Genomic DNA, 12,165 nt, shown 5'->3' with positions numbered 1-12,165 from the left:
GCCATGAATATCGTCTTTCTTGACGGCGCCAGCCTGCCGTCCACGTTAGCACGTCCGCTCGAAGCCACTGAGTGGAGCGAGCGGGAGAAAACACCCCTGGATCAATTGGTTAAAGCACTGGCCGGGGCAGACGTCGCAATTACCAACAAAGTGCGCATTGATCGAGTTGCCCTGGAACAACTGCCCCAACTCAAACTGATCTGTGTGGCTGCCACTGGCTATGACTGCGTCGATATTGCAGCCTGCCGCGATCAAGGCGTGACCGTGTGCAACGTACCGGCATACAGCGCGGTGAGCGTTGCCGAACACGTCATGTGTTCGTTGTTTGCGCTGCGCCGTCAACTGCTTGCCTACCGAGCCGCTTCTGCATCCGAGTGGCCCGCCTCATCGCACTTCTGCGTTCATGGGGAGCCGATTCAGGATCTGCAAGGTTCGACGCTCGGCATCATTGGTCGTGGCGATATTGGCAGTCGCGTCGCCCGCCTTGCCCGCGCTCTGGAGATCAATGTGTTGTTCGCCGAACACCGCGGCGCCCATAAGGTGCGAGAAGGCTATACCGCATTCGACGAGGTACTGGCCCGGTCAGACGCACTCACACTTCATTGCCCGCTGACACCGCAAACCCGATACCTGATTGGCTCTGCGCAGATAGCCCGGATGAAGCCCGGTGCAGTTCTCATCAACACCGCGCGAGGCCCTCTGGTCGACGAAAACGCCGTGCTGGCAGGGCTCGCCAATGGGCAGTTGGGCGGGGCGGCATTGGACGTGCTCTACGCCGAACCACCCAGTTCGGATCATCCCCTGCTCCACTGCACACATCCCAATCTGATTATCACCCCGCACGTTGCCTGGGCGAGCCAGAGCAGCGTTGCACGGCTTAAGAGTGTACTTGCCGCGAATATCACAGCATTTGCCAAAGGTGAACCGGTCAACGTGGTGACTTGAACCCAATATCGATTCAATCAGACCAAAAGGTAGAGCCATGACAAAAACAATTAGCTCTTCGATAGAAACCGCTGACGTCGCCTTGCCATGTCGCAAACCCTTCTATCACCATCTGTACGTTCAGGTGCTGGCCGCCATCGTCCTGGGTGTCATTCTCGGGCATTACAGTCCAGGGCTGGGTGAGCAGATGAAGCCGCTGGGTGATACGTTCATCAAGCTGATCAAAATGCTCATTGCGCCGATCATCTTCTGTACGGTGGTCAGCGGGATCGCCAGCATGCAAGACCTCAAGCGCATCGGGCGGATCGGCTTCAAATCTTTGGTGTATTTTGAGGTGCTGACCACCATCGCATTAGTCGTCGGCCTCATCGGAGTCAACCTGCTAAAGCCGGGAGTTGGCATGCACATTGACCCTGCGACACTGGATGCATCAGCGATTGCCGGGTACACCAAGGCGGCTCATGACCAGAGTGTTGTGGGATTTCTGACTCATATCATTCCCAGCACGGTATTCGGGGCGTTCACAGACGGTGACATCCTACAGGTGCTGTTCATTTCCGTATTGTTCGCGTTCGGGCTGCAACTAATGGGCGAGGTGGGCAGACCGCTGCTGAATACCATCGACCTGATCGCCAAGGCGTTCTTCCGGATGCTCAAGATCGTCATGTACCTCGCACCGCTTGGGGCGTTTGGTGGTATGGCATTCACTGTGGGCAAGTATGGTGTCCAGTCGCTGGGGGCCTACGTAAACTTGCTGGTGTGCTATTACATCACTGGCTTGGTATTCGTCTTCGTGGTCTTGAACATCGTGGCGCGTCTGGCTGGATTCAGCCTCTGGAAATTCCTCAAATATATCCGTGAGGAATTGGTCCTGGTGCTAGGCACTTCTTCCTCGGAGTCTGCTCTCCCACGCCTGATGGGCAAGCTGGAGAGGCTTGGCTGCGAGAAGTCCACTGTTGGCCTGGTCGTACCATCGGGCTACTGCTTCAACCTCGACGGCAGCTGCATCAACATGACGGTGCTCGCGATCTTCATCGCCCAGGCGTTGGACATTGACGTGTCGCTCTACCATCAGGTGACCTTGCTTTTGATCCTGCTGCTGACGTCCAAAGGAGCAGCGAGTGTGACAGGTGGTGCATTCATAACACTGGCCGCGACCTTGGGTTCAATCGACGTCATTCCCGCTGCCGGACTGGTGTTAGTACTAGGGGTTTATCGCTTTATTTCCGAAGGTGGCGCTTTGATTAATGTGATCGGCAACGGCGTGGCCACGCTATTCGTTGCACGCTGGGATGGCGCGCTGGACAGAGAACAACTCAAACGCGAGCTGGGTTAACAGTTTGCTCTCAGCCCTTCAGCAGGCTGCCACGCACAGTGAGCTGAAGGGCTGCGAGCATCTGGAGTCGGTCATCCTTTGACTGCGTCCAAACAAAAAGGCTGCACCACCGGTACCGCACATAGGCAATTGATGAGGTGCAGCCTTCCGCTCGTCTACTTCGGAGTGGTTATCCCGCTATCGTGCGTCCTCGCAGAAGCGGTGGATGGCCTGGCACGCTGCACGCAGCGAGTCATCATCGAGCGCGTAAGCGATGCGCAGATAGCCTGAAAGGCCAAAAGCACTGCCATGAACGACTGCAACGTTGGCCTCCTCTAGCAACGCCACGGCCACCGCCTCATCATTGAGCAACTCACAACCGGCGGGAGAACGCTTGCCAATCAGCCCAGAACAGTCGGCAAAAGCATAAAAAGCCCCACCTGGGACCTCGCAACGGATGCCCGGCGCCTGGTTGAGCAATTCGACCATGAAATCACGACGCCGCTGGAACACCTCGCGACTGAGAGCGATGAAGTCTTTCGGGCCGTCGAGGGCAGCGATTGCTGCGTGCTGCGAGATGGAACACGCGCCTGAGGTCTGCTGACCCTGAAGCTTCTCCATCGCCTCGAGCAGCCAGCGAGGCCCAGTGGCGAACCCGATTCGCCAACCCGTCATGGCATAGGCCTTCGACACGCCGTTCATGGTTAATGTCCGTGCAGCCAGCCGCGGTTCAACCTGGGCAAGCGTGAGAAAGTCACGGCCGTCGAAGATCAGGTGCTCATAGATGTCGTCAGCCAGAATCAGAACTTGCGGATGGGCCAGTAACACCGCAGCCAGAGCGTGCAATTCATCGCGTTCGTACACGGCACCCGTGGGGTTGGACGGCGAATTCAGGATCAGCCAGCGGGTGTTCGGGCCTATCGCTTCGGCCAATGCTTGCGGGGTCAACTTGAAGCTGGTCTCGGCGCCGCAAGCAACAATACGCGACTCGCCGCCACACAGCTCAACCATTTCTGGATAGCTGACCCAGTACGGCGCAGGGATCACAACTTCGTCGCCCTCGTTCAAGGTCGCGGCCAGGGCATTGAAGATGACTTGCTTGCCACCGCTGCAAACCAGCGTGTCCTGCCAGCTGACGTCGAGACCATTTTCACGCTGGTATTTGCGCGCGATGGCTTCACGCAACGCGCGAAGTCCGGCCACCTGGGTGTATCGCGTATGGCCATCGTTGATCGCACTGATGGCCGCGGCACGGATGTGCTCCGGCGTATCGAAGTCCGGCTCACCCGCGCAAAGCGAAATGATCTTCGCCCCTTCTGCGCGCCGCGCAGCCACGCGGTCGATGATCTTGTAAGTTGCCGAAGGCTTGGCAGCCTCCAAGCGACGGTTCAGCATTTCCAGGCTCACGCGTGCTCCTCCGGGTGAGTAAGGCCCATCAGGTCCATGGTGCTGCGACCCTCGCGCAGCTTGGCGATGAACAATGCCTCTTTGTCGGAAGGCTCATGGCTGCTTGCTCTGCAGGGAGTGATAACCGAGCGCCGCACGCGCTTCTTTGAGGCTCTTGCCAGTGGCGATCTGTTCGCGGATCTGCGTTTCAACGTGTTCGATACGACGTGCCGTTTCAGCAACTTCCTGGGCACGACTGCGTGGGACAATGACGACACCATTGGCGTCAGCGACGACGATGTCGCGGGCGCAAACTCGCGCCTGGCCAATCGACACCGGCTTGTTGACAGCCACGACTTCCACGCGGTCCTTACCGGTACGCATGAAACGGCCTTTGCTGAACAGCGGGTAACCTTCCCCCAGCGCCTTGTTCACATCGCGGCAGACGCCGTCAATGACCGTGCCGGCAATACCCCGGGCCAGTGCGTACTGGGTCATGATGTCGCCCCACACCGTGCAATCGGTACGGCCCTCATTGGCGATGACGACCACGTCGCCTGGTGCTACTTCATCAATGAAGTCACCGACAGTGCCGGGCGGTGTGCTCGCACTGACGTACTGAACAGTAAAGGCTGGGCCGACCACGACCTGGCTGTAGTTTGCCAGCGGTGCGATCCCGAAGGCCTGGCCAGGAAGGCCCAGCTTGTCCATCGCGTCGGATACACCCGGGGTATCCAAGCCTTCAAACAAGGCAACCAGGTCTTTATCAGAGAGGGTCATATCAGTGCTCCACCTTGATGGCTTCGAATTGCGTGTCGTGCATCACTTCCTCGACCGAGCGGCCGGCCCGAACGGCATCGACCATGCCGGCCTGGCGTCGGTCGATACGTTCGGCCAGATCAAGCACCTTCTCGATTGCATTGGCGGGGACGAAAACGGTGCCGCATTCATCGGCGATAACGTAGTCGCCTTCATCAACGTCAACACCCGCCATGCGAACAGTGACGGCCGCATCGATCTGAATGAGCCTATGGCGCGCGCTGATCATCGTTACGCCGCGACCGAAGACGGGGTAGCCAATATCGGCGCTGCCGCGGATGTCACGACTGAAGCCATCAATGATTGATCCACGGATACCTTTGCGCTGGGCTGCGTTGGCCAGAATGTCGCCCCAGCTGGAGATCCCGTCGACGCCACCCGCGATCACCAGTACGCGGTCGTCGGTGGAGACTTGCTCGACTACCGGGGTAATAAGGTGGACAGTGGGCGCCACGTCTTGTTTGGGTCCCAGTTGCACAGTGCTGGCTCGGCCCACAATTTTGGGGCAATTCCAGAGTGGCATCAGGCCGTTAGTAGCGCCGGGCAGTTCGAGGAAGTCCAGGGCGTCCGACACTGTGTTGGTGTCGAGCGCGAACAAGCGTTCCAGCGGGGCTTTCAAGCTCATCGGTTGCAGGCCTCTTGTTGGATGAGGCCTGAGTATCTGCGCCGCCATTTGATACGTATATTACGAAGAAGCTAAGCTTGTTATATCCAAAACCTATGGAAAAGCGCCGTGATCAACTTTCGCTTGATACGCCACCTCTGGCTGTTCCTGGCAGTGGCTGAAGACCAAAACTTCAGCCGCGCGGCCAAGCGGCTGGGTATGTCGCAACCGCCGTTGACCGAGCAAATCCAGGCGCTCGAACAATCCCTTCGCGTTCAACTGTTCACCCGCTCTCGCCGCGGTGCGCAACTGACCGCCGCTGGCGCTGCGATTCTCCCCGCGGTCCGAAAATTTGCTGATCAGCTGGAACGATTAGAGTTGGCGGTTCACGAAGCCGTCGCAGGCCATGCCGGCGTGGTGACCATCGGAGCGATCACATCAGCCATGATCGACGTGCTGCCCCCACTGATCGAGCGCTTCAAGCAGAACCATCCATTGATCACGGTTTCGGTTCGTGAGATAGACAGCGCGGAGGCCATACCCGCACTGGAAGCAGGTGATATCGACATTGCATTCGCACGCCTGGAAGGGAATCTTGGCCGACATATTCAAGCATTGCCGTTGTCCGAAGACAGGCTTGCTGTCGCGTTACCCAAAGACCATCCCTTGGCTACGAGGGAGTCCATCTCCCTGCAAGCGCTCGCGGATGAGACCTTGGTGATGGCTTCGCGGGATGTGAGTCCTGTGTATTTCGACTATCTGGTTGGGCAGTGCAAAGCCAGCGGCTTCGCACCGCGCATCGTTCACCAGGTGCGGTCCGTATCATCCCAAGTCGCCTTCGTCAGCTGCGGCCAGGGCATCGCATTGGTACCGACGTCCATGGGTAAACTCGCGCCGGAGAACGTCCTCATCCGCCCCCTGTATCCCGAAGTCAAAGTGGTAATCACAGCCGTGGCCTGGCACAACGAGCGTAACAATCCACTGGTGGAGGCAATGATCGAGCATGCAAGACAAGATTTGCTGTCATAGGCCAGACGTATGACAGGGTTCGTGGCTTCGTATTTTACAAATCATGTGACGCGTTCAACATTGGACACTCTGTTATAGGAGTTAGTAGCCGTGCCCCATGCAGCTCGCTTCACCTACGAAAAAGTCCCACTGAACATCGATGGCGTACAGCTCGACCTGGCGGTGATACACCGCACTGGGCCTAAAACCCCCATCCTGTTCCTTCACGGTTTCGGATCGACCAAAGAGGATTACGCCGATATCACGCTGCAGCCGGCTTTCGAAGGACACCCCTTCATTGCCTACGATGCACCAGGTTGCGGCGAAACGGACTGCGCCGACCTCTCGCACATCAACATCGCTTTTCTGGTGAAAACCGCGCAAGCCGTGCTCAAGCGTTTTGGAATCGGCAAATTCCATCTGGTAGGGCATTCCATGGGGGGACTGACCGGCTTGATGTTGGCGCACGAGGAACCTGATCGCATTCGATCGTTCGTTGATATCGAAGGCAACATTGCGCCTGAGGATTGTTTTCTTAGCCGTCAGATCCATGACCATAACCGTAGTGACGACGCGGGCTTCTTCCGTGACTTTATCGATCGCACTCGGTTGGCTTCGGATCCTGCCAGTGCTCTCTATGCGGCCAGCCTCGCGCATAAAGTGCGAACCGGCGCAGTGCGTGGCATTTTCGAGTCAATGGTGGAGTTGTCCGACAACGCTCAGCTGATGGACAAGTTCCTTGCGCTACCCTTCCCGCGCCAATACATGTATGGCGTCACCAACTCACACTTGTCCTACCTCGACCACATCGCCGCACACGGCGTGGAACTGGCGTGCATCCCTGATTGTGGTCATTTTCCGATGTACTCGAATCCCTCTCTGATGTGGAAGCACATCAAGGCCTTGCAAGACCGCGCCTGAGCGAATCATTTCTTTTTTTCACGCGGCTGCGCCAGCCGCGTGAGGCTGCACTCCCCTAGTAAAAATAACAATGAGGTTGCGCCAAGCTCGAAGCCATCGGTGGTGCTGTGACAATGGGGGGCCGGGTGCTGTCTTCAGGATGAGGGTCACGGCTCTGGTGGGTGTGCGGCTAGAGCAGGCTGCGAATAATTCCGAAGTCATAGGGCCATCCATCATCTTCGATCCGAATGAATCAAGTATGAGGATGACGCAGGGGAAATTTGTTCGCTATTTAGCCTGGCCGACGACATCAGGCCTAGATATTCCAAAGCTCCCGCCGATCTGGGAGGTCTACAGTCAGGGCGTCCTCTTTCCACGCTGCAACGGTCATGCCCATCGACTCGCAAATGGCAATTTTCGCAAGCGCATCAATACTGTCAGCAACTCTGGACTGCTCGATTTGTTGAGCAAGGACGGGCACGCGGTGGTCGCCACTGGACGCGACCCTGCCAAAGTAGAGGCTGCGCCAGGCTCCCACCCTGATCTCCTGGTCGTGAAACTCGACGTCATTAAATCTGACGACGCCGACACTGCTGTAGCAGCTGCCATCACCCGTTTCGGCAAGCTCGATGTGCTGATTATTAACGCTGGCAACTTCTACGCAGGCTTTTTCGAAGAGCTGACACCGGATCACGTACGCAACCAAATCGAAACATTGCTGTTCGGGCCGATGAATGTAACACGCGCGGTCCTCCCGGTTTTTCGCAAGCAGCGCTCAGGTCTGGTAGTTTCCGTTTCTTCGACTGCCGGCATCGTCGGCGGCACGTTCTGCAGCGCCTACGCCGCCGGCAATGCACATCGCGCACTGTCGTCAGACATGGCACACGAAGCCTGACACGAATGGGCCAGCCCGGCGACGCGGTCAAACCTTCCCGGAGGCACTGCATGATTGCACTTGCAATAGTGGCTGTCGCCGCCGACGTAAGCGCCTTTACCGCCATTTACGGTGAAAGACAGAACCTACGTTTTCGCCCATGGCCACAGCCGCGAAAGGCAATGTCGTTTAGTACTACTCGCGCGCCGGTCATTCAAAGGCCGTTGCGCGAGAGGTCGCCCGAAAATTAGATGCGCCTGCGACATCTGCTGGCCTCACTTTGCCTTGAGAACTTTCGGGTTGGAGTTTCCCCAGACGGTGTAGAGGTCCGCCAACAACGCGCCGTTGAAGGACTCCAGTTCCGCCTGGGTGATTTCTTCGTTGCCCTGCTTTCCGTACAGCACCACTTCATCACCAGGCTTTACCCCCGGTACGTCCGTGACATCCACCATCATGGTGTTCATGGTGACCTTGCCAATGACTGGCGCACGCTTGCCATTGATCAGCACTGAGGCCTTGTTGGAGAACGCCCGGCGATAGCCGTCCGAATAGCCCGCTGGAATATTGGCCACCAACGAGTCGCGCTTTAGCGTAAAGATGTGGTCATAGCTGATGCCGGTGCCCGCCGGATACGGGTTGACCGCCGCGACGCGCGACTTGAACTGCATGACGCGCTCGAACTCCAGGTGCCGACCCACCGGATAGCCGTACAACGCAGCACCCGGGCGGACCATGTCCATCCTAGCTTCGGGCACTTCCAGTGTGGCGAAGGTATTGGCGCAGTGCAGCAGCAGTTTGCTGCGGTCCAGGTTGGACGCCTTGATCAACCAGCTGGATTGTAACTTGAACTGCGCCAGCCCTTTAAGCACATCCTCGCGTTCCTCAACCGGGAAGTGGGTCATGATGCCGACCAGTTCCAGGTTAGTCAGCGCCACCAGCGTTTGCGCGTCTTGCTTGCCCTGCTCGGTCGACATCTCCAGGCCATTGCGGCCCATGCCCGCAGAGTTCAGAGCCAGGTGGACGCGCAGCTTTTTCCCGGCGGCATGCGCCAGCGTATCCAACTCACGCGCCACGGTCAGGTTGCCGACCATTTCATCGAGGTTGTACGCCAGGCCACCTTCCACCTCGGCCAACGTGGCGGTACGCAAGCGCATCAGTCGCCCCTTGAAACCTTGCTCGCGGGCCACCCGCGCCTCTTCGTTACTGGTGATACCGATGCATTCGATCCCCATCCTGATCGCTGACGGGGCCAGCAAGGCAAGGCCGGTACCGTAGGCATCGGCTTTCATGACTGCACAAATCTTGCTTTTACCGTCCACCAACTTCTGCAGGCGCGCAATGTTGTTCTCGAACGCAGCTTGATTGATCTCGAGCCAAGCGTTGCTTTCAGTCGCACTCGCCGAAGCTACAGGGTCGGCGGTTTGGGTGTCTAGCAGTGGCGCAGCGATGCTGACACGGGTGCACGCGACGAGCGCTAGGGCAAGTGTTAGGTGGCTCAGGGTGTGTCGCTTCATGGGAGTCGTCCATAGCAAGTCATGCGGCGGATTGTGTTTCAGCGGGCGTTTTGCCCGACGCCACAAGTCTCCAGCACGCGGGCAGACGACAAATGTCGTACTGGTGTGCAATGACGACGCCAATCGCTGTAATCGGACGCTTAACGACAGTTTGCGCTGTGTCGGTGGCCGACGGTGCAGAATACCCCGCGTGTGTGCTGCCGCTCAGCCAAACGCGGCCCCATGGCACAGCAAAAGGTGAAGCGGCTCCAGGAAATGTGCCCTTTCACATGGCATCAGCCGATTCCGCTGTGGACAACAACTTTACAGCCGAAACCGTCACCCGAGTCCACTTCAAACAACAAAAAAGTCCGGCGCGGCTCACGCATGCTGAGCCATGACCAACGTGTTAGCGACAACACCTATAACAACAGCAAAACCGCGACTTTCTTTCTACTGCCCTATTACAAACAACAACATCCAGGGACCTAACCCATGACCTCTAAACGAATTCGCCTCGGCGCCTTGCTGTTCTCACTGTGCGCCACCGCCGCTGTCCAGGCTAAGGAATGGACTGAGATCCGCTTCGGCGTCTTTCCCCAGTATCCCCCCTTCGAATCAGTCGCCGCCGATGGCAGCCTGCAGGGCTTCGACATCGAGTTAGGCAACGCCATCTGCAACAAGCTGCAAGTCAAGTGCACTTGGGTGCACAACGAGTTCGACGGGATGATCCCGGCCCTGCGTGCACGCAAGTTCGACGCTATCATGTCGTCCATGGCAGTAACCCCCGCGCGACTCAAGCAGATCGCCTTCAGTGACCGTTTATACCTCAGCCCAACCTCGGTGATAGTGCGCAAGTCGGCCGATTTCGGTGATACCCCCGAGTCTCTCAAGGGTAAGCAGATCGGGGTGCTCCAAGGTTCGCTGCAGGAGGCCTACGCTCGCGCCAAGCTCTCCCCGCTCGGTGCCCAGGTCAAGGCGTACCAGTCTCAAGACCAAAACTACGCAGACCTGCTCAACGGTCGCCTGGACGCCACGGTCACAGACAAGCTTGAAGCCCAGCTTAACTTCCTGACCAAGCCTGAGGGCGCCAACTTCAAGAGCGGCCCAGCTATCAAGGATCCTTCGCTGCCCCTGGACATCGCTATAGGGCTGCGCACCACCGACGCTGAACTCAAGGCGTTGCTGGACAAAGGTATTGCCGCGATCCACGCCGACGGCACCTATGCTTCGATCCAGAAGAAGTACGTCGGCGAGCTGGACATCTACAACGAATGATCCCCTGATCTGATCGCCAGCAAGCCTGCTGCCGCACTTGCACGTGAGGCGGGCTTGCTCGGCGATGAGTCGCCTCCAGCGAGACCCTTTTGCGATGAACGACTTCTTCTCGAACGGCCTGCAAGGCTACGGCCCGATGCTGGCCCAAGGCACCTGGATGACCGTCAAGCTGGCCCTGTTGTCACTGGCCCTGAGCCTGTTTCTCGGCCTGCTGGGTGCATGCGCCAAGCTTTCGCGTTTGCCCCTGATGCGCGTGCCGGCCACCCTCTACACCACGCTGATCCGTAGCGTCCCGGACTTGGTACTCATCCTTCTTCTGTTCTACAGCCTGCAGATCTGGCTCAACGACCTGACCGAATCACTGGGTTGGGACTATGTTGAGATCGACCCCTTCAGTGCAGGCGTGCTGACCCTGGGTTTCATCTACGGCGCGTACTTTACTGAGAACTTTCGCGGGGCGATCCTCAGTGTCCCCGCCGGCCAGTTGGAAGCAGCCACCGCCTACGGCCTGAGCCGCTCCCAGCGGTTTCGGTTGGTGTTGTTTCCACAGTTGATGCGCTTCGCTCTGCCGGGGCTTGGCAATAATTGGCTGGTGCTGCTCAAGTCGACCGCGCTGGTGTCGATCATCGGCCTGTCAGACCTGGTCAAGGCTGCGCAAAACGCAGGCAAGACTACCAATGAGATGCTGTTTTTTCTGAGCATCGCCGGTCTCGTGTACCTGCTCATCACCACACTCTCAAACCGCCTGCTCAAGTACCTTGAGCGGCGCTACAACAATGGCATCAAGGAGCTGGCCCGATGATCGAACTCCTTCAGGAATACGGCCAGGCCTACCTCTACAGTGATGGCAACGGCCTGTCCGGGCTGGCCATGACCCTATGGCTTTTCGTGGTCAGCATGGTGCTCGGCTTTGTGCTGTCGCTGCCACTCGCCCTGGCGCGGGTTTCACAGAAAATGTGGCTGCGCCTACCGGTGCAACTGTATACGTTCGTATTTCGCGGCACCCCGCTGTATGTCCAACTGTTGATCTGCTACACCGGTCTGTACAGTCTGGAGGTGGTGCGCGATCACGCCCTGCTCGACCAGTTTCTGCGTGATGCCTTGAACTGCACCTTACTAGCGTTCGTGCTCAACACCTGCGCCTACACCGTGGAGATCTTTGCCGGCGCCATCCACAACATTCCCCATGGCGAGATGGAAGCAGCCCAAGCCTATGGCCTGCGTGGCTGGAAGCTCAACCTGTTTCTGGTTCTGCCAGCGGCCTTGCGCCGCTCTCTTCCAGCCTACAGCAACGAACTGATCCTGATGCTGCACGCCACGTCGCTCGCGTTTACCGCGACAGTTGCCGACATTCTTAAAGTAGCACGCGATGCCAATGCCGCGACTTTCCTGACCTTTCAGGCGTTCGGCCTTGCCGCTCTCCTGTATATGCTGCTGTCGTTTGCGCTGGTTGGCTTGTTCCGGCTGGCCGAGCGCCGCTGGATGCGCTTCCTGAACCCTGCCCGAGGCTGATCCGATGACCTTCCCTGCCCTGTCCGTGCCA

The 12,165-nt window shown here is 58.1% G+C and carries 12 protein-coding genes; 8 read left to right on the top strand and 4 right to left on the bottom strand.

Annotated features, from left to right (window positions below; translation table 11 throughout):
• The first annotated feature begins 3 nt into the window (after positions 1–3).
• Positions 4–945, top strand: coding sequence for a D-2-hydroxyacid dehydrogenase (locus OO258_RS05940; protein ID WP_266029207.1), 942 nt, complete (start codon positions 4–6; stop codon positions 943–945).
• A 37-nt stretch (positions 946–982) separates the two neighbouring features.
• Complete coding sequence (locus tag OO258_RS05935) at positions 983–2,281, top strand: dicarboxylate/amino acid:cation symporter (RefSeq protein WP_266029206.1); 1,299 nt, start codon at positions 983–985, stop codon at positions 2,279–2,281.
• Positions 2,282–2,458: 177 nt separating this feature from the next.
• On the opposite strand, the gene OO258_RS05930 is transcribed toward OO258_RS05935, so the two are convergent.
• From OO258_RS05930 to OO258_RS05920, 3 genes are all read right to left on the bottom strand, one after another.
• On the bottom strand, positions 2,459–3,655 hold the full coding sequence (locus OO258_RS05930; protein ID WP_266029349.1) for a pyridoxal phosphate-dependent aminotransferase: 1,197 nt from the start codon (positions 3,653–3,655) through the stop codon (positions 2,459–2,461).
• Positions 3,656–3,760: 105 nt separating this feature from the next.
• On the bottom strand, positions 3,761–4,426 hold the full coding sequence (locus OO258_RS05925) for an RraA family protein (protein ID WP_266029205.1): 666 nt from the start codon (positions 4,424–4,426) through the stop codon (positions 3,761–3,763).
• 1 nt (position 4,427) lies between these two features.
• Positions 4,428–5,090: an RraA family protein gene (locus OO258_RS05920; protein WP_266029204.1), complete on the bottom strand. Its 663-nt coding sequence runs from the start codon at positions 5,088–5,090 to the stop codon at positions 4,428–4,430.
• A gap of 108 nt (positions 5,091–5,198) precedes the next feature.
• On the opposite strand from OO258_RS05920, the gene OO258_RS05915 reads away from it, so the two are divergent.
• The 3 genes from OO258_RS05915 (at position 5,199) to OO258_RS27590 (ending at position 7,872) form a co-directional block, all read left to right on the top strand.
• Positions 5,199–6,098 carry a LysR substrate-binding domain-containing protein gene (locus tag OO258_RS05915; RefSeq protein ID WP_266029203.1) on the top strand — a complete coding sequence of 300 codons (900 nt, stop codon included), beginning with the start codon at positions 5,199–5,201 and terminating at the stop codon, positions 6,096–6,098.
• A gap of 90 nt (positions 6,099–6,188) precedes the next feature.
• Entirely contained in the window at positions 6,189–6,998 is an 810-nt protein-coding gene (locus tag OO258_RS05910) for an alpha/beta fold hydrolase (RefSeq protein WP_266029202.1), read from the top strand.
• Between the two features lie 238 nt (positions 6,999–7,236).
• Positions 7,237–7,872: an SDR family NAD(P)-dependent oxidoreductase gene (locus OO258_RS27590; RefSeq protein ID WP_416309191.1), complete on the top strand. Its 636-nt coding sequence runs from the start codon at positions 7,237–7,239 to the stop codon at positions 7,870–7,872.
• A 254-nt stretch (positions 7,873–8,126) separates the two neighbouring features.
• Here OO258_RS27590 and alr read toward each other — a convergent pair whose 3' ends face one another.
• Complete coding sequence (gene alr, locus OO258_RS05895; RefSeq protein WP_266029200.1) at positions 8,127–9,365, bottom strand: alanine racemase; 1,239 nt, start codon at positions 9,363–9,365, stop codon at positions 8,127–8,129.
• 474 nt (positions 9,366–9,839) lie between these two features.
• Here alr and OO258_RS05890 point away from each other — a divergent pair, with 474 nt between their 5' ends.
• The 3 genes from OO258_RS05890 to OO258_RS05880 all read left to right on the top strand — a co-directional run bounded on the left by OO258_RS05890 (position 9,840) and on the right by OO258_RS05880 (position 12,134).
• Positions 9,840–10,622 (top strand): ABC transporter substrate-binding protein, encoded by a 783-nt coding sequence (locus tag OO258_RS05890; protein WP_266029199.1) that lies wholly within the window; start codon positions 9,840–9,842, stop codon positions 10,620–10,622.
• Positions 10,623–10,716: 94 nt separating this feature from the next.
• Complete coding sequence (locus tag OO258_RS05885) at positions 10,717–11,424, top strand: ABC transporter permease (protein ID WP_266029198.1); 708 nt, start codon at positions 10,717–10,719, stop codon at positions 11,422–11,424.
• Complete coding sequence (locus OO258_RS05880; RefSeq protein ID WP_266029197.1) at positions 11,421–12,134, top strand: ABC transporter permease; 714 nt, start codon at positions 11,421–11,423, stop codon at positions 12,132–12,134. The genes OO258_RS05885 and OO258_RS05880 overlap by 4 nt, the downstream gene beginning before the upstream one ends.
• Positions 12,135–12,165: the final 31 nt, after the last annotated feature.

This window comes from Pseudomonas sp. DCB_BI (assembly GCF_026240995.1).
Classification (GTDB): Bacteria; Pseudomonadota; Gammaproteobacteria; order Pseudomonadales; family Pseudomonadaceae; genus Aquipseudomonas.
The sequence above is the reverse complement of the archived record's forward strand: the minus strand, read 5'-3'. Positions and strand labels throughout refer to the sequence as shown.

Coding starts and splice junctions, on each gene's coding strand:
- OO258_RS05940 (WP_266029207.1), top strand. CDS start 4: ATGAATATCGTCTTTCTTGACGGCGCCAGCCTGCCGTCCACGTTAGCA.
- OO258_RS05935 (WP_266029206.1), top strand. CDS start 983: ATGACAAAAACAATTAGCTCTTCGATAGAAACCGCTGACGTCGCCTTG.
- OO258_RS05930 (WP_266029349.1), bottom strand. CDS start 3,655: ATGCTGAACCGTCGCTTGGAGGCTGCCAAGCCTTCGGCAACTTACAAG.
- OO258_RS05925 (WP_266029205.1), bottom strand. CDS start 4,426: ATGACCCTCTCTGATAAAGACCTGGTTGCCTTGTTTGAAGGCTTGGAT.
- OO258_RS05920 (WP_266029204.1), bottom strand. CDS start 5,090: ATGAGCTTGAAAGCCCCGCTGGAACGCTTGTTCGCGCTCGACACCAAC.
- OO258_RS27590 (WP_416309191.1), top strand. CDS start 7,237: ATGAGGATGACGCAGGGGAAATTTGTTCGCTATTTAGCCTGGCCGACG.
- alr (WP_266029200.1), bottom strand. CDS start 9,365: ATGAAGCGACACACCCTGAGCCACCTAACACTTGCCCTAGCGCTCGTC.
- OO258_RS05890 (WP_266029199.1), top strand. CDS start 9,840: ATGACCTCTAAACGAATTCGCCTCGGCGCCTTGCTGTTCTCACTGTGC.
- OO258_RS05885 (WP_266029198.1), top strand. CDS start 10,717: ATGAACGACTTCTTCTCGAACGGCCTGCAAGGCTACGGCCCGATGCTG.
- OO258_RS05880 (WP_266029197.1), top strand. CDS start 11,421: ATGATCGAACTCCTTCAGGAATACGGCCAGGCCTACCTCTACAGTGAT.